A 20,680-nucleotide genomic window follows, 5' to 3' on the forward strand; every position below is an offset into this window, starting at 1 on the left:
TTACTCCTTCGTTTTCTTGCCTTCTAATAATGTTTGAATAATAATTAATACAACACCAATACATAATGCTGAATCAGCTATATTGAATACTGGATAGTTGTACGAGAAAATATACACGTGAATGAAATCCACTACTTCTTGTCTAAATACACGATCAATGAAATTACCAATTGCTCCGCCTAATATTAGACCTAATGAAATCCCTAGAAGTTTGTCTGTTTTCGCATATTTTTGCATATAAATTACGATAAATACTACAAAAACGACTGTAATAATGTAGAAAAACCACATTTTATTTTCTAAAATCCCCCAGGCAGCTCCTCTATTTCGATGTGATGTTATGTATAATACATTATCGATAATCGGAATGCTCGTACCCAATTCCATGTTCTTTACAATTAGCCATTTCGATATTTGATCGATGGCAATGACAAATAACGCTATTACATAATATATCATTTTCATTTCCCCCACAAAGACAGTGTACCTCAAAATTTTAGCATAGCTGCAACCTTTTCACAATGAACCTTTATAGAAGAATAAAATAAATTAAAAAAAGGTAATATAATATCGTTGTGCGCATTCATACATTTACTTTTTCATAGAAAAATTCATGAATGGTACGGGCAGTCGGCATCGTCTTCATTTGTTTTACCGAAATTGCTCTCCCCGTTTCTTCACAAATACCATACATATCTATTTCCATTTTAAATAATGCACGTTCTACATCTTTTAAGTCCTCTTTTATATCATGTAATAGGAGTTTTTTCTTTATCTCTTCCTTAATTTCATATCCAAGCTCTTCGCTAAACTCTGTATCATATTTGTGCATGACCTCTTTAGCTAGCCTCTCTTGTAACTCTTTTCGCATCAATTGCAATTCTTCTTTGATTTCCATATACATTTCATTCACGTGTACATTCCTCCCAGCTGCAATGTACGATTAGTGTGTCCGAAATTTCTATGCTTACCTCACACACATTTTTCCTTCATAGGAAAGAGAGTGAAAGTTATTTTAATATATCATCAATAAAAAAACTGACTGTACTTACGCACAGTCAGTTTTTTTATTATTTTACATAGTTTTCTTTAACAACTGTTGCACAACGCTCACATAATGTTTCATGTTCAGCGTCTTTACCAATTGTTTCTGAAACTACCCAACAACGTTCACATGTTTCACCAGTTGCTTGAGCAACAACAACCGCTGTATGCTCATACTTCGGCGCATCTGCTGGCGCTTCTTCCATCATACCACCAAGTTTATACTCAGAAACGATGAATAATTGCTTTAAGTCTTCGCTAATAGACTCTAACATAGTTTTCATTTCTACAGTCGGATATAGCGTAATACTTGCATTTAATGACTTACCGATTACTTTCTCATTACGAGCTACTTCTAACGCTTTTAATACGTCATCACGCAGCGTCATAAATGCATCCCATTTTGTTTTTAATGCTTCCGCACCATCTAATTGTACAGCTTCTGGCATATTAGTTAATTGTACACTTTCTTCTGTTACACCCGGAATGTATGGCCATACTTCATCAGCTGTATGCGGTAAGATTGGTGTTACAAGTTTCGTCAATGCAACAAGAACATCATATAATACAGTTTGAATTGCACGACGATCTTCATGGTTTGCACCTTCAATGTATAAAATGTCTTTTGCAAAGTCTAAGTAGAATGAACTTAAATCAATTGTACAGAAGTTATGAATTGCATGATACACAGCAGCGAAGTCGTATGTTTCATATGCTTCTTTTACTTTTGTAATTAAGTCATTTAATTTCACTAACATGTAACGATCTACTTCACGAAGTTCAGCTACAGCTACTGTATTTTCACTTGGCTTAAAGTCATCTAAGTTTCCTAATAAGAAACGGAATGTGTTACGGATTTTACGATACACTTCTGCTACTTGTTTTAAAATATCATCTGAAATACGTACATCAGATTGATAGTCAACAGAAGATACCCATAAGCGTAAAATATCTCCACCTAATTGATCCATAATTTTCTTCGGTACGACGATGTTTCCAATCGACTTACTCATTTTACGTCCTTCACCATCTAATACGAAACCGTGGCTTAGTACGCCTTTATATGGAGCTTTACCTGTTACAGCAACTGCTGTTGATAATGAAGAGTTAAACCAACCACGATACTGGTCAGATCCTTCTAAATATAAATCAGCTGGACGTTGTAAGTCTTCGCGCTCTTCTAATACTGCTTGGTGAGAAGAACCTGAATCGAACCATACATCCATGATGTCTGTTTCTTTACGGAATTCACCATTTGGGCTACCTGTATGTGTAAATCCTTCTGGTAATAGATCTTTCGCTTCACGCTCAAACCATACGTTAGAACCGTGCTCACGGAATAAATCTGCTACATGGTTAATTGTTTCATCTGTAATAATTGGATCACCATTCTCTGCATAGAATACAGGGATTGGCACACCCCATGCACGCTGACGAGAAATACACCAGTCACCACGGTCACGAACCATATTATGAAGACGAGTTTCTCCCCATGCTGGTACCCATTTTGTTTCCGCAACAGCTTCTAATAATTCTTTACGGAACGCTTCAATAGATGCAAACCACTGTGCTGTCGCACGGAAAATAATTGGTTTTTTCGTTCTCCAATCATGTGGGTATGAATGCGTAATGAATGTTAGCTTCAGTAACGCGCCTACTTCTTCTAATTTTTCTGTAATTGGCTTGTTAGCTTTATCATAGAATAAGCCTTCAAATCCAGGTGCTTCATTTGTTAATACACCTTTATCATCAACTGGGCAAAGTACTTCTAATCCATACTTTTTACCAACAACGAAGTCATCTTCCCCGTGTCCTGGTGCTGTATGAACACAACCTGTACCTGCATCTGTTGTTACGTGATCTCCTAGCATAACTAATGAATCACGATCGTAGAATGGATGTTTTGCAACTGTATACTCAAGTTCGCTACCTTTTACCGTTTTCACAACTTCAGCATTTTCCCACTCTAACGTTTTTGCAACTGTCTCAAATAGTTCAGAAGCAATAATATATTTTTCATCATTTACTTTTACAATAGCGTATTCAAGTTCTGGGTGAACAGAAATACCTAAGTTTGCAGGTAACGTCCAAGGTGTTGTTGTCCAGATAATGAATTTCTCATCACCTTCTAATACGTTCTTTCCGTCTTTTACAGGGAATGCTACGTAAATAGATGCTGATTTTTTATCTTGGTATTCAATTTCAGCTTCTGCTAAAGCTGATTCACTCGTTGGAGACCAGTAAACTGGTTTCTGTCCTTTATAGATATAACCTTTTTTCGCCATATCACCGAACACTTTAATTTGTTGCGCTTCATAAGCCGGCTCTAAAGTAATATATGGGTTATCCCAATCTGCACGTACACCTAAACGCTTAAATTGTTCACGTTGACGTTCTACTTGTTCATATGCATACTCTGCACATAACTTACGGAACTCAGCAACTGTCATTTCTTTACGCTTTACACCTTTATTTGTTAAAGCTTGCTCAATTGGTAAACCGTGTGTATCCCAACCCGGTACATATGGTGCGCAGTAACCAGTCATTGATTTATAACGAACAATAAAGTCTTTTAACACTTTATTTAATGCATGTCCCATATGAATGTCACCATTCGCATATGGAGGTCCATCATGCAGTACAAATAAAGGACGACCTTTCGTATGTTCTTGTACCTTTTCATAAATATTCATTTCAGCCCACTGTTCTTGCATTGCAGGCTCACGTTTTGGTAAATTCCCACGCATTGGGAACTCTGTTTTTGGCATTAGTAATGTATTTTTGTACTCCATGCTCAATTCCTCCTTACATGTATAAAAGAAACACTTAAAAAACGGAATAAAAAAGAGACCTTCTCATCCCAAAAAGGGACGAGAAAGTCTCCCGCGGTACCACCCTAGTAGATCCTATACGTATGTACACAATCCTCTTTATATTCTTAACGCGAATATACGCCTACGCTTACTCTATTTGTTCAGCGCGGAACTCCAGGGTGATATTCCCATTATCTCCTTATCCTGAGCTTACACCATCCTCAGTTCGCTATATAAGGTATGAAAAAGGTACTTATCCCTATCTTCGTTTTTCTTAATAAATATGTTGTTTAAAATTATATGTAATAATGAGAAAAACGTCAAGCTTACACTGTTTCTTCTTTTTTCAACAGTTCATCTACTTCGTCTTCTAACTCAATTAGTTTATCCCAATCATCGTTGTTTAACATTTCAAGCTGTGTTTCTAATAACATACGGAAACGAGTGCGGAATACTTTCGCTTGTTTCTTTAGCTCTTCAATATCAAAGGCAACTTTTCTTGATTTTACTAACGCTTCGTTAATAATACGGTCTGCATTCTTTTCAGCTTCACGTACGATTAATTTTGCTTCTTTTTGCGCATTACGTTTTACTTCTTCCGCTGCTTCTTGTGCAACGATGATAGATTTGTTTAACGTATCTTCAATATTAGAGAAATGATCTAACTTCCCTTCTAATTGCGCAACTTTTTCTTCTAAAGCTTTTTTCTCACGAATGACTAATTCATAATCTTTGATAATTTGATCAAGAAACTCATTTACTTGATCTTCATCATAGCCACGGAATCCGCGACCAAATTCTTTGTTATGAATATCTAATGGTGTTAACGGCACAACGCCACCTCCAAGTAGTTATCTAAATTTCCTCTTTCAATTATATCTTTTCTTCGACAAAATAGGAGGATTTCCTTCTAAAAAACCAATCATTTTAGTATACCATACAAAATTCTCCATTTGTCGCGCTTTGTTCTACCTTCTACAGAAAACAATTTACTTCGTCCATATCCTCTCACTGAAAAAACATCTCCTGGATAACATTCATAAGAAGTTTGCTCCACTGTTTTCCAATTAACTTTTACTAAACCATTTTTTATGAAAGGTTGTACTTTTTGTCTAGATATATGTAACATTTCAGCTAACATAACATCTAAACGAAGTGAAGAAACCGTTCCAGATTTCTCTCCCCACGTTTCTTGCATCTGTAGAATTTTTTCTCCTTGCACTGGTGATAAGGAGACTTTCACTTTCCCTATAGATTGTAAGTTCATCTCAATATAAGATACAACTTCTTTCGCGACTACAATTTGGGCACGATCTTCTTGAAGCAAAATATCACCACATTTTTCTCTCGTTAAACCAAGAGACATAAATGTACCTAATATTTGCCTATGTTCTAGCGTATAAAACTTGGAAGGATAGTCAATTTCCAATACTTCTACTTGAAATTCCTCTTCATTCACTTCTAGATAATCTGGATAAATGAGTGCTCTTTTACGCTCTGCATGAGGCGTTGCACCATCAAACTGTACAGCAACATCCCCTTGACCTATTACCATAGTGACAATTTGTTGTTGTCTTGGATCAAGGAAGTCTGTTAACTTCACTTGATGGTACTCCGCTGCTCGCTTCCACTCTAACACCTTATCCACAAAGACCTCTTCATCGGGTCTGAAATGTTCATAGATGCTCATGTATTTAACCTCTTACTATAAGAAATAGCGGAATATACTTACTAAACCATTCGTAGCAAGCTTTAACGCAAAAATCGCAACGAGTGGAGAGATATCAATCATACCAAGCGGCGGAATAAATCTGCGAAATGGTTCTAAATACGGTTCACAAATACGTGCAAGAATTTCTCCAAAAGTTGATTCCTTTGCACCAGGGAACCATGATAGAAGAATGTAAATAATAAGTGCCCACGAGTAGATCTCGATAGCAGTAATTAAAACGTTTAAAACTGTTACCATGGCGTATTACCACCTCTTTATATTTGTGTCTTCTTCTTCACCGAATAACTCTGAAATTGCACCAACAATATCTACATTTTCAGGGGTACACATAAATGTTTTCGGTCCTATTTTTTGAATGTCCCCGCCTATAGCGTATACAGTACCACTTAAAAAGTCAACGATACGTACAGCTTGATCAGTAGACATTCGTTGTAAATTAATCACAACAGCTCGTCTACCTTTTAAATGGTCCGAAATCCCTTGTGCTTCCGAATATGTGCGTGGTTCTAATAAAACAACTTTTGAAGATTGCTTTGCCGTTTCAATGCTCACAACATTTTGTTTCGGTTGCGCTTTTGGAAACGCAACATCTTGTTGTTCTGGCGGATCTTGCTGCTTCTTCATGTCTGTTTGCTCCTTTTCATAACTATATTGAGCTGCTTCTTTTTCTTCCGGTGTATCAAAAAAGAAGTATTTTACTTTTGACCAACTCATAATAAGATTCTCCTTCCTTTTACGCTTTTCCTACTAAAATCGTCCCCAAACGAATATATGTAGCACCTTCTTCAATTGCAATCGTGTAATCGTTAGACATTCCCATTGATAATTCTTTACATGGCGCATGTAATAATTCTAGCTCCTGCACCTCTGTTTGTAGCATACATAACTCCTTAAAACAGCGTCTGATTTCTTCCTCTTCTTCTGTAAACGGAGCCATTGTCATTAGTCCAACCACTTCAATCTTATCCAATTCTTGCAAACTTTGAATAAAAGAAACGGTTTCTTCTATTGCCAATCCTTGCTTTGATTCTTCAGATGATGTTTTTACTTGAATAAAACATTTCACTTTCTTATCAGCACGTTTTTGAATTTCTTTTGCAAGTGAAAGACGATCTAACGAATGTAAATAATCAATTTCATTAATGATTTCTTTTACTTTTCTCGTTTGTAATGATCCAATAAAATGCCAATTCACCTTTGAACCGAAATGTTCGTACTTCTGTAAGAAACTTTCATTTCTATTTTCACCTAAATCGATAATTCCAGCTTCAATTACTTCGTTTGTTTTTTCAATTCCTACCGTTTTTGTAACCGCAACGAGTTTAATATCTTGCAACGAACGTCCCGCTCGTACGCAAGATTGTTTAATTGCTTCATTTACAGTTGTTAAATTTTTTTGTACTGTCACTTGCTTTCTTCCTCCTTAAAACCTATGAAACTCAACATTCTTCCTGTCTTACCTTGATCACGACGATGAGAGAAAAATAGTTGTTCTTCACAGCTTGTACAAAGAGATGACATTACAATATTCTCTTCTTTTATGCCTGATTGTACACATAATATACGATTAATTTCTTTTAAATTAATTGCGTACTGCCCATCAGAAATTTTTTTATAAGGGACAGAGCCGTTTACTACTTGCTCTGCTGCTGTTAATACTCGATCATCAACAACGTAACAACAAGATCCAATTGCTGGTCCAATTGCAACATGAATTTCATCACTTGAAATCCCTTCTGCATTCCATTTTTGAATCATTTCCTTTGCAATCTCTTTTACAGTCCCTTTCCATCCAGCATGCGCAAGTCCTATCATACCATGTGATGGTGCATAAAAATAGAGTGGAACACAATCCGCGTAACATGATGTTAGAAGAACATCATTATTAGTCGTATAAATGCCATCTGTTTTTGAAATGCCGTCTTCATATGAATAGACGCCACTTCCTTTTTCCTGTTGTCCTACTTTTTCAACATGATGATCATGAACTTGTTCAGAGCAAATCCAGTTTTCTAATGGTTTTTGTAACTTATTTGCTAAAATGCGTCTGTTTTCATGAACGTTCTCCACGATATCATTCACATGTAATCCTAAATTCATCGCATGAAAGGAGCCCGTACTTACCCCACCATCTTTTGTCGTAAATCCAGCAGTAATGTTTCCAAGTTCTTTCCACGCTTGTAAATACAGTATACCGTCCACATATTTAAATGGTTGTCTCATAAAGTGACTCCTTTTAATTAAAATAACATAAAAAAGCATGGTACTTCCTGTCTATTTTACCATACTTTTATTTTTTCATAATACCAACAGAAAAAAAAGAGGAATTTGTAATATTCTTTATGAAATTGTCGGTGTTTGTATTGATTCTGTTACAGAATTAACAGGATTTACTCTAACAAGTATGACATCTTCCCCAATTTTCATAATTTCCTCCCAAGGAATTACAATTTCTACATCCTTCCCAAAGATCCCTAACATACGTGCCTGTTTGGAAATAATAATAGACCCGATCTTCCCTGTGTTCATATCAATTACAATATCTCCAAAATTCCCAAGCCTTTTTCCATCTGAAACATTTATTATCTCTTTCATCTGCAACTCCGAAATTCTTATCATTTTCATCCTCTCCCTTATATATGACGAATTGAAAAAACACTGTTTCTCAAATTAACAGGAAGCACCCTCTACTAATCCCATATTATTTTCATTATATGAACACAGCTTCCCTACTATGAGCGAAGACAAACTATATTACATATAAAAAGGTTTCACCATAAATGGTGAAACCTTATCCTTGAATCGTCTTATTCATTTGTTTAATAGCTGATTTCTCTAAACGTGACACTTGTGCTTGAGAAATCCCAATTTCTTCTGCAACTTCCATTTGTGTCTTTCCTTGAAAGAAACGTTTTCGAATAATCATTTTCTCACGATCATTTAAACGCTTCATCCCTTCTTTCAGTGCTAACTCTTCAACCCACTGCTCGTCCTTTTGTTTTTCATCACTTAACTGATCCATAACAAAGATAGGATCTCCCCCATCGTTATAAATCGGTTCAAATAATGAAACTGGATCTTGAATCGCATCTAATGCAAAAACAATTTCTTCATGAGTCACTTCAAGCACTTTTGCAATATCCATTGCTGTTGGCTCTTTTGAATTTTCTGCAATCAATTTCTCTCTTACTTGTAACGCTTTATACGCAATATCTCGTAATGATCGAGATACGCGAATCGGATTATTATCACGCAAATATCTGCGTATTTCCCCAATAATCATCGGCACAGCATACGTTGAAAATTTTACATTTTGGCCTAAATCAAAGTTATCAATGGATTTCATAAGTCCGATGCAACCAACTTGAAATAAATCGTCAACATATTCTCCTCTGTTATTAAATCTTTGGATGACGCTCAGTACAAGACGTAAGTTTCCATTCACTAATTTCTCTCTTGCGCTTATCTCTCCACTTTGCATTTCACGAAATAATTTACGCATTTCATCATTTTTTAGTACGGGAAGTTTAGCTGTATCAACACCGCAAATTTCTACTTTGTTTCTCGTCAAAGTGTTCCCTCCTATCGGGAGTTGCTGTACAGTGTAAAGTATTTCCTTTGAAGGGGATTTTATGCATGCGGTTTTCTCTTCATTTTTCATTTTCGTTGTCTCTTCTCATACAACGAAAGAGAATAAGACCAGCCTAGATAACGGCTGGTCTTATTCTTTACACCATTTTATTAAATTCTTTTCGTAATCTTTTTATGATTCTTTTTTCTAAACGCGAAATGTATGACTGTGAAATCCCAAGCATATCCGCCACATCTTTTTGCGTCTTTTCCTCTTCTCCAGCAAGCCCAAACCGAAGTTCCATAATTTGTTTTTCACGATCATTTAATTGATGCAATGCTTTCATTAGAAGATGACGATCTACAGTAGCTTCTAAATCTTTTGTAATAATATCATCATCTGTACCTAATACATCTGATAACAAAAGTTCATTCCCATCCCAATCGATGTTAAGCGGTTCGTCAAAAGAAACTTCTGAACGATTTTTATTATTCCGACGCAAATGCATTAAAATTTCATTTTCTATACAACGTGAGGCATATGTCGCTAATTTTATTTTCTTTTCCGGATTAAATGTATTCACTGCTTTAATAAGGCCGATTGTTCCTATACTAATCAAATCTTCAATATTTATCCCTGTATTTTCAAACTTTCTTGCTATATATACAACTAACCGTAAGTTGCGTTCAATCAGTAACGATCTTGCTGCCTGATCTCCTTTTGGCAATTTATTCAAAAGAACTTCCTCTTCTTCTTTCGTTAACGGTGGTGGCAACGCTTCACTTCCACCGATGTAATAAATTTCATCGGTCTTAATTCCTAATTTCAACAATACTTTATACCAAAGGTATACTAAATAAAATTTTAATTTCATCATATTATCCCGCCTCCCATTATTAAGCAATTACCATTTTTTGCGAAATTAACATTTTCGGATGCACAATACATTGATACTCTCCATTGGTTGACAACTGTTGTGTATTTAATCCAATCAATACTTTGCTGACTACAATAGAACTACCTTCATGATAAATTTGCACACTGTCTGGCTTAATTGCCCATAAAAATTGATTCTCTACTCCTACTGCTCTGAAAGGAATTAAGCGTAATTTTGTCGCCCAGCCAGAATCATTTTCTGGTATTTGAGGAATCTCTGTTTTGGAATAAATTTGTTCTGTTAACCAAGCTGGCAAGCAATGCTCTAATGATGAAATATGCATAATCATAACGGGTGTTTTTGTTAACGGGTCGTAAAGTTGGTTCCCACTATCAATTAAACCTGCGAGTTCTAGTTCCTCTTCAGCTAATTGAATTTTCAATTTCACAATTTGGTCATAGTGTATTTTTGTAACCTCTACGCTTTCAATACGCTTTTTAGAAAAATAATAAATTACTGGAAAACCAAAAACAACAAACAACCAGCTAATTGGATCACCGTAAGAAATTGATTGAGATTGAACCAATCCATTTACCATTTCATTCGTTTGCAAAAAGAAATGAGTCCCAATTAACCCTCCGCCAACCATAAAGGTTACAAAGTAAAAAGTAAAAACAGTTTGTGCATAGTTTCTAAACGTTGTAAACCCAAATGCTGTATACACAATAAGTAACGAGTACAGTAGTTTCATAATTGGATGTGTCATCATAGAAGCAAAAGGAGTAAAGGCAAAAATAACAATGGTTGAACCTATAAATGCCCCTAACACAAGCCTCCATCTTTTGATCTTCTTTTTTAACACGGTTGCTGTTAATAAAAGTAAAAGAAAATCAATGTAGGCGTTTAACAACCAAACAACGTCGGCGTAAACAACCAAACAATTCACCTCTTTTTTTAAGTTGAGACTAGTATAATGCATATCCAATAGGAAAGTGTGTCAATTTGCGGAGGTGTTTTTTTGTTATTTTGTGCTTTCTAGACAAAATCTGTCGGTAAAAAATAAAAGTATATGTTTCATAGAATACTATATTTTTTACTTACATATAAATCGAAATATATAAAATAAAAAAAGACCTGCTTAGCAGATCTTTTCCCTGTATAAAACAAAAAAGGAGCATAAAAGCTCCTTTTCTTTTATCGTCTACGACGGTTACGTAAGAATGCTGGAATATCGATGTCATCTGAATCTGTATGACGCTCATGCACAACCGGCTCTTCACGTTTCATTTCACGCTTAACTTCACGTTGTTTGGAAGGTTGAGCTACTTGCTGTTGCTGTTGTTGCGTGTGATTCGCAGTCGGACGGATAATTGGTTTTGGTGGCTGCGTCGAAGCACTATCATCAAAACCAGTTGCAATTACAGTTACAACGATATCATCTTTTAATCCTTCATTAATAACAGAACCGAAGATCATATTTACTTCTGGATCTGAAGCTGAAGCTACAATGTCTGCCGCTTCTTGTACTTCATATAAGCTTAAGTTAGCTCCACCCGTAATGTTCATGATAACACCTTGAGCTCCATCAATAGATGTTTCTAATAATGGACTAGAAATCGCTTTTTTCGCAGCTTCAGCAGCACGATTTTCTCCATTACCAGAACCAATACCCATTAAAGCAGAACCTCTATTAGACATAATTGTCTTTACGTCTGCGAAGTCTAAGTTAATTAAACCTGGTGTTGCAATTAAATCAGAAATACCTTGAACACCTTGACGTAATACGTTATCTGCTTCACGGAATGCTTCTAACATCGGCGTATTTTTATCAACAATCTCTAATAAGCGATCGTTTGGAATTACAATAAGTGTATCTACATTTTCTTTAAATGCCGCAATACCAGATGCTGCTTGCGTTGCACGTTTACGTCCTTCAAATGTAAATGGACGTGTCACAACACCAACTGTTAATGCACCTAATTCTTTTGCAACTTGAGCAACAACTGGAGCTGCACCAGTTCCAGTTCCGCCGCCCATACCAGCAGTTACGAAGACCATATCTGCACCACGAAGTGCTTCTTGGATCTGTTCTTTACTTTCTTCTGCAGCTTTTTTCCCTACTTCAGGGTTTGCACCTGCACCAAGTCCACGTGTTAATTTTCCACCAATTTGCATTTTTGTTTCAGCTTTTGATAGATTTAATGCTTGTGCATCAGTATTCACAGCGATAAAGTCTACACCTTGTACACCGTGTTCAATCATACGGTTTACAGCATTGTTTCCGCCACCGCCGACACCGATAACTTTTATATTCGCTAATTGATCTTGAGTAGTATCAAACTCTAACATGTCGAAATCCCCCTAGAACCTCATTTTTCGTGTCCAATTTTAATCCCATAAATAACGGAATACACGTTTTACTTTTGACATCATACGTTCATCATTTTGATTATTATTGTTTTGATTACGAGTTTTTTGTTTCGCAGGTTGCTGTTGTACCGGCGTTGGTGCTGGTGCTGGTACTGGTTCAAAATGTTCTTGCTTTTCCTGCACATTTTTTCCACGTAATTTAGCTTTTTGATAAGAATGTTTAATTAATCCTACTCCACTTGTATATTGGGGCTCACGCACACCAATATAATCAGGAGTCGCTATACGAACATTTTCATGTAAAATATCATATGCAAGATCAAGAACACCCGGCATAGAAGCAATTCCACCAGTTAGTACATAGCCAGAAGCTACTTGCTTTACTCCTAACTTACGCACTTCATCTTGAACAAACATTAAAATTTCCTCTACACGAGCCTCTATTATATCCGATAATTCCAACTGAGAATATTGTTCTGTTTGATCGCTTCCCATAATAGGAACCGTAAACATCTCTTCTTCAGATGCTGTATCATAAAAAGCATGTCCATATTTCAACTTTATTTGATCTGCATTTTCTGTTGAAGTTTTCAACCCAATCGCAATATCCTTCGTTATATGGTCTCCACCTAACGGTAATACGCTCGTCGCTTGTAACTCTCCATCTTTAAAAATAGATAAAGTTGTAGATCCTCCCCCCATATCAACAAGGGCTACTCCTCTATGTTTTTCATCTGAAGATATAGCAACTGTTGCAGCCGCTAAAGGTTGAAGACAAATATCAACTATTTCAAGACCTGCTTTTTCTACACAACGAAGTAGGTTATGTAGTAAAGTTCTCGAGCCTGTTATAAGTGTACCTTCCATTTCTAATCTTACACCGATCATCCCGCGTGGATCGTTAATCTCGTCAAGACCGTCTACGATGAACTGTCGAGGTACCACATCAATAAACTCACGCTCTGGAGCAATTGACACAACTTGTGCTGCATCTAGAACGCGTAAGACATCTTCATTCCCGATTTCACGATCTTCATTTGAAACAGCGACTACTCCGTGACAAGGAAGTAGCTGTACCTGGTTTGCATTGACACCTACTACAACTTGCTCAATGTGGATTCCCACCATGCGCTCAGCTTGTTCAATTGCTTTTTTAATTGATCGAACAGTCTCGTCTATATCAACTATCGATCCCTTCTTTAAACCATTTGATTTTACATTTCCAACACCAATAATGTTTAAGCTGTCATTAACCATTTCACCAATGATGACTTTAACATTGGATGTACCGATGTCAAGACTAACATATATTTCATTGCTGTTCATTCTTTGGCACCTCCTTCTTTATTTATACCATACAACTCAATATATGGAACAACAATCGCAACTTTACTATTTATAAGAAAAATATTCAACGTCTTTATACGTTTCCCTTTTTTAACCCTATATTTTTCTTATTTTTATTTAACATTCATTTAAGAATATCGCAGTAAACTGTGAATAACTGCTTATCTTGAAATAATTCTATTTCAAGTGTAAAGATTACCGCCAAGTATAAGTCTACACTAAGATGTACTCATAGAAAAGTGAAACTTGTACCAATCCTAGTATGAATCTAAGAATTTTTACATCTTTTTCATCAAATGAACCATTCTTGTAAATTCAGATGCATCAAGTAGAACATTCGTTTTGTTTTTTCTACAATAACGTAGTGAAAACTATCTTTCTATTCTTTTTTTTCTTCCGCTCCTAATTCTTTCGTATATGCCCCTACTTCTAAATCAATTAATACCTTTTTACCCGGCTCAATTGTTTTTAAGATAAGCGGATAAGCTTCCATACGCTTTGCGAAATTTTGAATCGTAGTACTCACTTCGTACCCTTCGTTCATATATAAAGTAAGGTGATCTTCATTCGCATTCGTCGGTGAATAACGAATTTCAGAAATAGACCTTAAAATAGTTGGTGTTAATTTTTCAAGCTCAGCAATTAACTCCTTCATTTTTTCCTCTTTAAAAGGTTCAAAAATTGGTGCTGCAACAGGAAGTTTTCCGTTCGGAAGTACATCAAGTGTTTTCCCGTTCTCTAGTAACGGTTGTAATTTCCCATCTTTGTTTATATAACCAATCGTTAAATATTCTTCAATATGAACATCAATTTTATTTGGAAAACGTTTTTTTACATTTACTGCTTTAATTTCTTTTCGTTTCGTTAGGTTTTCTTCTGCTTTATGTGCTGTCACTCGGAAATAACTTGTATCATACGTCACACCTGATTCCTTCATCACTTGTTCATCTGTCATATAATGATTTCCAAACACACTTATCTTTTTGATATTGCTTAGCGGAGACCGAAAATAAATTAAAAAGAGCACTAATAAAAATAAAATTGATATGTATAAAATCAACCGATGATTAACATTTTTCTTGTTTTTCTTCTGTTGATTTTTTAACTTTGGTACACGATCCTGTAGTTTAATCACTTTACTATTTTTCATGTACGATCCCCCTACGTAACATAAAAAACGGCATGTTCCTCATGCCGTTCTTATCTTCTTATTATAACATAAATGATAATGAGCGGAACGAATAACCGTTATCTTCCAATGATTTCTACTTCTGTATGCATTTCTACGCCAAATTTATCCTCGATTGTTTGTTTTATTAATGCAATTAAAGATAAGACATCTTGCGCACTGGCTCCCCCAGTATTAATAATAAAATTCCCATGCATTTCAGAAATTTGAGCTCCGCCTATTTGATAACCACGAAGCCCCGCCTTTTCTATTAAGTCTCCTGCAAAGTATGGGATTGGATTCCGAAATATGCTTCCTGCACAAGGATGATTCCACGGCTGTGTTTCACGGCGGTAGTCTTTATTCTTTTGCATGACGCTTACGATTCCCTCACGCTCTCCTACCTGCAATTGAAACTCAGCTTCCAAAACAATACCAGGACGTTTCGTTTGCAATACAGAAGTACGATAGGAAAACTCCATTTCTTCATGTGTTAACCAATCAATTGTTCCATTTTCAAACAAAATAAGAGCTTTTGATAATATGTTTGATATATCCGATTTATGTGCTCCTGCATTCATATACACTGCACCACCAACACTTCCTGGAATACCACTGGCAAATTCCAGGCCGGATAACCCTTGACGACTAAGTAAAGTTGATAATTTAATAAGGGGATACCCACCACCAACTCTTACTCTATGTTTTTCGACTTCTAAGTGATCTAATCCTTCTCCTAAACGAATAACGACACCTTCTATACCTAGATCAGATACAAGAAGGTTCGAACCTCGACCAATTACAGTCCACTTTGTTTTATATTTTTTTACTAACTGCAACGTTTTTTCAATACTGGCAACATGCTTTGGCACAATTAAAATATCAGCTGGTCCACCTATTTTCATAGTGGTATAACGCGCTAACGCTTCATTTACTAACACGCGACCAACATTTGCTTCTATAAGCTCATTTACTAATTGCTCCATAAACAATCTCCCCCATACTAAGTATCCTTATTACAGTAGTATGCAGGGCGTTCACCTAACGTTATTTTTTTACAAGCTTATTCATTACTTCATACAGCTTATTTGCTGCATCTGGAATACCTAATTGCCCCGCAGCCAGCTTCATATTTTGTAATGTTTGTGCATCTAATAAAATCTCATCAATATCACGAATAAGCGTTTCTGCTGTTAAATCTTTTTCAAGCAACATTTTTGCTGCTCCTTTATCGACAACGGAACGTGCATTCTTTTCCTGATGGTTATTTGTTACGTAAGGACTCGGTATTAACACACTTGGCTTACCTAACGCGGTTAATTCTGCAAGTGTTGTTGCCCCCGCTCTTGAAACAACAAGATCTACACCTGTAAGTACCTCTGGCATATTATGAATGAAAGGTTTAATAATAACATTATTCGGATTCCCTTTTTGCTTCACTGCTTCCATCACTTTGTCATAATGAACTTCACCTGTTACATACAATATTTCATAACTTTTATTTCCAAACTGTTCAATTGCCTCTACGAAAGCATCGTTAATCGGTCTAGCCCCACGACTTCCACCAAAAATAAGTACCGATTTTTTAGGAAGAGATAAACCTACTGAACGTTTTCCTTTCATTCCATTCTGATCCATTACTTCTGATGCTCTTGGATTTCCTGTCATCACCACTTTTGACTGTGGAAAATGTTCTGCAGCCGCTTCAAAACAAACCGCAACTTTATCAACATAGCGGCTTAAAAATTTATTCGTTACACCAGGTACACTATTTTGTTCATGTACAATGGTTGGAATACCTAATTTTGCTGCAGCATATACAACTGGTCCACATACATATCCACCCGTTCCAATCACAATATCCGGATTAAAACGACGAATATATCGTTTACTATCTTGTACACCCTTTAGGAAACGCATCACCGTTTTCACGTTATCTAACGATATTTTACGCTTAAATCCACTTATAACAATAGATTGAAACGGTATGCCTGCTTTTGGAACGATTGTGCTCTCTAATCCACTCTCCGTACCAATATATAAAAACCTTGCTTCCGGATTTAATTTTTTTATTTCTCTTATTAGAGCAAGAGCCGGATAAATATGACCTCCAGTGCCCCCACCACTTACTAATACACGCACTACTAACTCCTCCGCTTCTCTTTTCTTATTTCAGTCGTATTTATTTCTATATACATCATGTTTCTTCGCGCACATACGAAAAACCCTGTCTTATAAAACAGGGTTTAGTAGCGAGAATGGCGACTTATATTTAATAATACACCTACTGCCATTAACATTAATGTCAAACTTGATCCACCATAACTTAAAAACGGCAAAGTAATACCTGTTACAGGCATCAATCCTGTTACAACACCAACATTAATCATTACTTGAATCGCAATCATCGCCACAATACCTACTGCTAAAAACGTACCATATAAATCTGGCGCTCCTAAAGCTATACGAATCCCACGCCATAATAATAGACTAAATAATAATAACACAAATGAACCACCAATAAAACCTAATTCCTCTGATAAGATTGCAAATATAAAGTCTGTTTGCGGTTCAGGTAAATAAAGAAACTTTTGTCTACTTTGTCCAAGTCCAAGCCCGAATAATCCACCAGGTCCAATTGCGAGTAACGATTGAATAATTTGAAATCCACTTCCAAGCGGATCTGACCATGGATCTAAATATGATGTAATACGCTTCATTCGATACGGTGCTGATGCAATTAGCCCTACAAATCCTGCTACACCAAGCAAACCAAACATTGCAAAGTGAAAGACCCTTGCTCCCGAGATAAATATCATAATAATACATGTCCCAACCATTACTGTTCCTGTGCCAAGATCTGGCTGTAACATAATCATCCCAAAAGCAAGAAATACAAAACTAAGGGCTGGTAGTAAACCACGTTTAAACGAGGTAATTAATTTTTGTCGTTCCGCTAAAAATTTCGCTAAAAAAATAATCATCGCAAACTTCATAAATTCTGACGGTTGAATGGAAAATGCCCCGATTCCAATCCAACTTCGCGCTCCTCCTCGAACAAGTCCTACCCCAGGAACAAGAACAAGAATAAGAAGAATGAAGCAAACTAGCAAAATTACTTTTGAATACGTACGCCACACCCAATAATCAATTTTCATAATTAAAAACATAGCCACTACACCAATACTTGCAAATAGCAATTGCCTTTTTGCAAAAAAGAACGAGTCCCCCATTTTATAAGAGGCCCAAACCGCACTCGCACTATACACCATAACCATTCCGATTGTTAACAACGCAAGTGTAACGATGATGAGAATAAAATCAGGCGTTTTCTTCATTACCCATAAACACCACCTCTTTAGGCAGAAACTTTTGCCCTATGTAACAAAACATCAGTAGGTGTTAGCCTACTGATGTTTTGATTTACTTTATATAAGTTTATGCACAGCTTGTATAAAAATGTCTCCTCTTTCTTCAAATGTTTTAAATTGATCCCAGCTTGCACATGCTGGAGAAAGAAGAATTACATCGCCATCTGTAGAATGAGCATAAGCTTTCACTACCGCTTCATCTAAAGTATCGACACTTTCAACTGTATCTAATCCCGCTTTTTCTGCAGCTCTTACTAATTTGGGAGCTGTTTGTCCAAATGTTACAATTGCTTTTACATTTTTAAAATATGGAATTAAATCATCGAATTCATTTCCACGATCAAGCCCACCTGCTAATAACACAATCGGTTGTGTAAACGCAGATAAAGCTTTCTCAGTCGCTAACATATTCGTTGCTTTTGAATCATTATAAACCTTACGATTGTTAATAGTTGTTACATATTCTAAACGATGTTTTACACCTGTAAAACGTTTTAACACCGCCGTAATCGCTTCATTAGAAACACCTAATAATTTTGCGATACTCATCGCTGCTAAAATGTTTTCTAAATTATGTTGACCAGGTAAAACGATATCGCCTACTTCAACAACTTTTTCACCTTTAAAACAAAGAGCATTCTCTTTTATACACGCACCATCTTCAATTTCTTTCGTTGTCGAGAATAGTACTTTTTGCCCTTTACTATAAGCAGATAAAGCCATCACATCTGCATCATCTGCATTTATTACACTATAATCATTTTCTGTTTGGTTTTTAAAAATATTTGCTTTTGCTAAACCATATTCCTTCTTCGTCCCGTGATAATCTAAGTGGGCCTCAAATAAATTTAAAAACGCAGCAATTTTAGGTTGGAACAATTCTACTCCCATCAGTTGGAACGATGAAAGTTCTGTAACTACAACTTCATTTTCTTTTGCATCCTGTGCTACTTCACACGCTACAGTTCCTATGTTCCCTGCAATTACAGGATGCTTTTGTCCTTCTTTTAGCATTTCAAATGCAAGCATTGTCGTCGTCGTTTTACCGTTAGACCCCGTAATCCCAACAAATGGCGCTTCTGAAATACGATATGCTAATTCAACTTCCGTAACAATTGGAATTTGCTTTTCTTTCGCAGCAACTAATATTGGATTAGAATATGGGATTCCTGGATTTTTTACTACAAGAGAAATATTTCTCTCTAACAATTCTAAAGGATGACCACCGCATACAACGTCCATTCCTTTTGCTTGTAATTCTGCAGCAAGTACATTATCCGCTAAAGGCTTTCCGTCATTTACAATTACATTTGCCCCTAATTTTTGTAACAGCGTAGCTGCTGCATAACCACTTTTTGCAATGCCTAATACAAGAATATTTTTATTTTGAAATTCAGTTACAGTTTTCAATTACATCCACACCCCGATATAAATTCCTAACACAGCTAATAAAAATCCTACAGACCAAAATGTCACAACAACACGCCACTCTGACCAACCACATAATTCATAATGATGGTGTAATGGACTCATTTTAAAGACACGTTTTCCTGTTGTTTTAAAAGAAATGACCTGAATAATTACAGATAAAGTTTCCATTACGAATACTCCACCAATGATTACAAGTAGTAATTCTTGTTTTAATAAAATCGCTACAGCTGCAATGGCTCCACCTAAAGCTAAGGAACCTGTATCTCCCATAAACACTTTCGCTGGATTTGCATTGAATACTAAAAATCCAAGTACAGCTCCTACAACTGCCATACAGAATATCGCTACTCCAAATTGCTCTTGCGCTACTGCAATAATACTAAACGCTCCAAATGCAATAGCAGCTGTTCCTGATAATAAACCATCTAAACCGTCAGTTAAGTTAACTGCATTTGATCCACCAATAAGCATAAATAATACAAGTACAAAATACGCCCAACCTAGTTCAAACTTAACATCTGTTCCCGGAATCATGATGTATGTGTGGAACGCTTGCCCTTTTCCAATTAAAAAGAACGCAATAGCAATAACAAGCTGACCTACTAATTTTTGTTTTGATGTTAAACCAAGATTTCTCTTCTTAACTACCTTTATGTAGTCATCTAAAAATCCAATTAATCCGTAGCCAAATGTCACTAATAATAATAACGAAACCTCTGCACCTAAATGATTAAACTTAATCGCCATAATAAGTGAAGTTACCATCATAGATACATATATGACAATACCACCCATTGTCGGTGTCCCTGATTTTTTTTGATGTGACTTTGGTCCCTCATCACGAATACTCTGTCCGAACTTTAATTTCCTTAAAAATGGAATAAACAATGGCGAAAGGGCAACAGAAATTAAGAATGCTACCCCAGCCGTTACTAATAAACCTTGCTCAAGCACAT

At 36.1% G+C, this 20,680-nt stretch carries 21 protein-coding genes and 1 other annotated feature; all 21 genes read right to left on the reverse strand.

All coding sequences use genetic code 11. The features are described 5' to 3' along the window. The 21 genes from lspA to mraY all read right to left on the reverse strand — a co-directional run bounded on the left by lspA (position 1) and on the right by mraY (position 20,678). On the reverse strand, positions 1-459 hold the full coding sequence (lspA, locus tag FS802_RS15285; protein WP_000642186.1) for a lipoprotein signal peptidase LspA: 459 nt from the start codon (positions 457-459) through the stop codon (positions 1-3). Between the two features lie 124 nt (positions 460-583). Continuing rightward, entirely contained in the window at positions 584-913 is a 330-nt protein-coding gene (locus FS802_RS15290) for a TraR/DksA C4-type zinc finger protein (protein WP_001004658.1), read from the reverse strand. Between the two features lie 157 nt (positions 914-1,070). After that, positions 1,071-3,836 (reverse strand): isoleucine--tRNA ligase, encoded by a 2,766-nt coding sequence (gene ileS2 / locus FS802_RS15295; protein WP_000455964.1) that lies wholly within the window; start codon positions 3,834-3,836, stop codon positions 1,071-1,073. Between the two features lie 71 nt (positions 3,837-3,907). Continuing rightward, positions 3,908-4,132 (reverse strand) — a binding site (T-box leader). A gap of 51 nt (positions 4,133-4,183) precedes the next feature. Further along, positions 4,184-4,690 carry a septum site-determining protein DivIVA gene (divIVA, locus tag FS802_RS15300; RefSeq protein ID WP_001131609.1) on the reverse strand — a complete coding sequence of 169 codons (507 nt, stop codon included), beginning with the start codon at positions 4,688-4,690 and terminating at the stop codon, positions 4,184-4,186. Between the two features lie 89 nt (positions 4,691-4,779). After that, positions 4,780-5,547, reverse strand: a complete 768-nt coding sequence (locus tag FS802_RS15305) for a YlmH family RNA-binding protein (RefSeq protein ID WP_048563200.1) — start codon at positions 5,545-5,547, stop codon at positions 4,780-4,782. A 15-nt stretch (positions 5,548-5,562) separates the two neighbouring features. Continuing rightward, positions 5,563-5,826: a YggT family protein gene (locus tag FS802_RS15310; RefSeq protein ID WP_000259081.1), complete on the reverse strand. Its 264-nt coding sequence runs from the start codon at positions 5,824-5,826 to the stop codon at positions 5,563-5,565. Between the two features lie 6 nt (positions 5,827-5,832). Continuing rightward, the gene (locus FS802_RS15315) at positions 5,833-6,303 is read right to left on the reverse strand and encodes a cell division protein SepF (RefSeq protein ID WP_000119131.1); all 471 of its coding nucleotides are present in this window, start codon (positions 6,301-6,303) and stop codon (positions 5,833-5,835) included. 19 nt (positions 6,304-6,322) lie between these two features. Beyond that, a complete protein-coding gene (locus tag FS802_RS15320; protein ID WP_000218035.1) occupies positions 6,323-6,997 on the reverse strand; it encodes a YggS family pyridoxal phosphate-dependent enzyme in 675 nt (224 codons plus the stop codon). Continuing rightward, on the reverse strand, positions 6,994-7,812 hold the full coding sequence (gene pgeF / locus FS802_RS15325; RefSeq protein WP_046956465.1) for a peptidoglycan editing factor PgeF: 819 nt from the start codon (positions 7,810-7,812) through the stop codon (positions 6,994-6,996). Before pgeF ends, FS802_RS15320 begins: the two co-directional genes overlap by 4 nt. Before the next feature lie 117 nt (positions 7,813-7,929). Further along, on the reverse strand, positions 7,930-8,208 hold the full coding sequence (locus tag FS802_RS15330) for a YlmC/YmxH family sporulation protein (protein ID WP_144525162.1): 279 nt from the start codon (positions 8,206-8,208) through the stop codon (positions 7,930-7,932). A 172-nt stretch (positions 8,209-8,380) separates the two neighbouring features. Next, a complete protein-coding gene (gene sigG / locus FS802_RS15335; RefSeq protein ID WP_000197753.1) occupies positions 8,381-9,160 on the reverse strand; it encodes an RNA polymerase sporulation sigma factor SigG in 780 nt (259 codons plus the stop codon). Positions 9,161-9,317: 157 nt separating this feature from the next. Then, the gene (gene sigE / locus FS802_RS15340) at positions 9,318-10,037 is read right to left on the reverse strand and encodes an RNA polymerase sporulation sigma factor SigE (RefSeq protein WP_000976947.1); all 720 of its coding nucleotides are present in this window, start codon (positions 10,035-10,037) and stop codon (positions 9,318-9,320) included. A 19-nt stretch (positions 10,038-10,056) separates the two neighbouring features. After that, on the reverse strand, positions 10,057-10,974 hold the full coding sequence (gene spoIIGA, locus FS802_RS15345; RefSeq protein WP_144525164.1) for a sigma-E processing peptidase SpoIIGA: 918 nt from the start codon (positions 10,972-10,974) through the stop codon (positions 10,057-10,059). Between the two features lie 257 nt (positions 10,975-11,231). Further along, on the reverse strand, positions 11,232-12,386 hold the full coding sequence (gene ftsZ, locus FS802_RS15350) for a cell division protein FtsZ (RefSeq protein WP_000888983.1): 1,155 nt from the start codon (positions 12,384-12,386) through the stop codon (positions 11,232-11,234). 39 nt (positions 12,387-12,425) lie between these two features. Next, on the reverse strand, positions 12,426-13,733 hold the full coding sequence (ftsA, locus tag FS802_RS15355; RefSeq protein WP_098653362.1) for a cell division protein FtsA: 1,308 nt from the start codon (positions 13,731-13,733) through the stop codon (positions 12,426-12,428). A 400-nt stretch (positions 13,734-14,133) separates the two neighbouring features. Further along, positions 14,134-14,904: a cell division protein DivIB gene (divIB, locus tag FS802_RS15360; RefSeq protein ID WP_000798232.1), complete on the reverse strand. Its 771-nt coding sequence runs from the start codon at positions 14,902-14,904 to the stop codon at positions 14,134-14,136. 98 nt (positions 14,905-15,002) lie between these two features. After that, a complete protein-coding gene (murB, locus tag FS802_RS15365; protein WP_048546089.1) occupies positions 15,003-15,908 on the reverse strand; it encodes a UDP-N-acetylmuramate dehydrogenase in 906 nt (301 codons plus the stop codon). A 61-nt stretch (positions 15,909-15,969) separates the two neighbouring features. Further along, entirely contained in the window at positions 15,970-17,064 is a 1,095-nt protein-coding gene (murG, locus tag FS802_RS15370) for an undecaprenyldiphospho-muramoylpentapeptide beta-N-acetylglucosaminyltransferase (RefSeq protein ID WP_001265424.1), read from the reverse strand. A 104-nt stretch (positions 17,065-17,168) separates the two neighbouring features. After that, positions 17,169-18,260, reverse strand: coding sequence for a stage V sporulation protein E (gene spoVE, locus FS802_RS15375; protein WP_000753517.1), 1,092 nt, complete (start codon positions 18,258-18,260; stop codon positions 17,169-17,171). A gap of 90 nt (positions 18,261-18,350) precedes the next feature. After that, a complete protein-coding gene (murD, locus tag FS802_RS15380) occupies positions 18,351-19,703 on the reverse strand; it encodes a UDP-N-acetylmuramoyl-L-alanine--D-glutamate ligase (protein ID WP_098653361.1) in 1,353 nt (450 codons plus the stop codon). Then, a complete protein-coding gene (gene mraY / locus FS802_RS15385; protein ID WP_000893058.1) occupies positions 19,704-20,678 on the reverse strand; it encodes a phospho-N-acetylmuramoyl-pentapeptide-transferase in 975 nt (324 codons plus the stop codon). It lies immediately after the preceding gene. Positions 20,679-20,680 lie beyond the last annotated feature (2 nt).

The organism is Bacillus sp. DE0042 (assembly GCF_007680225.1).
GTDB lineage: Bacteria > Bacillota > Bacilli > Bacillales > Bacillaceae_G > Bacillus_A > Bacillus_A wiedmannii.

Excerpts from the sequence above, each read along its gene's own strand:
- sigE (WP_000976947.1), bottom strand. The coding sequence starts at position 10,037 with ATGATGAAATTAAAATTTTATTTAGTATACCTTTGGTATAAAGTATTG.
- pgeF (WP_046956465.1), bottom strand. The coding sequence starts at position 7,812 with ATGAGACAACCATTTAAATATGTGGACGGTATACTGTATTTACAAGCG.
- ileS2 (WP_000455964.1), bottom strand. The coding sequence starts at position 3,836 with ATGGAGTACAAAAATACATTACTAATGCCAAAAACAGAGTTCCCAATG.
- lspA (WP_000642186.1), bottom strand. The coding sequence starts at position 459 with ATGATATATTATGTAATAGCGTTATTTGTCATTGCCATCGATCAAATA.
- ftsZ (WP_000888983.1), bottom strand. The coding sequence starts at position 12,386 with ATGTTAGAGTTTGATACTACTCAAGATCAATTAGCGAATATAAAAGTT.
- murB (WP_048546089.1), bottom strand. The coding sequence starts at position 15,908 with ATGGAGCAATTAGTAAATGAGCTTATAGAAGCAAATGTTGGTCGCGTG.
- divIB (WP_000798232.1), bottom strand. The coding sequence starts at position 14,904 with ATGAAAAATAGTAAAGTGATTAAACTACAGGATCGTGTACCAAAGTTA.
- FS802_RS15315 (WP_000119131.1), bottom strand. The coding sequence starts at position 6,303 with ATGAGTTGGTCAAAAGTAAAATACTTCTTTTTTGATACACCGGAAGAA.
- spoVE (WP_000753517.1), bottom strand. The coding sequence starts at position 18,260 with ATGAAGAAAACGCCTGATTTTATTCTCATCATCGTTACACTTGCGTTG.
- FS802_RS15330 (WP_144525162.1), bottom strand. The coding sequence starts at position 8,208 with ATGATAAGAATTTCGGAGTTGCAGATGAAAGAGATAATAAATGTTTCA.
- FS802_RS15305 (WP_048563200.1), bottom strand. The coding sequence starts at position 5,547 with ATGAGCATCTATGAACATTTCAGACCCGATGAAGAGGTCTTTGTGGAT.
- FS802_RS15310 (WP_000259081.1), bottom strand. The coding sequence starts at position 5,826 with ATGGTAACAGTTTTAAACGTTTTAATTACTGCTATCGAGATCTACTCG.
- ftsA (WP_098653362.1), bottom strand. The coding sequence starts at position 13,733 with ATGAACAGCAATGAAATATATGTTAGTCTTGACATCGGTACATCCAAT.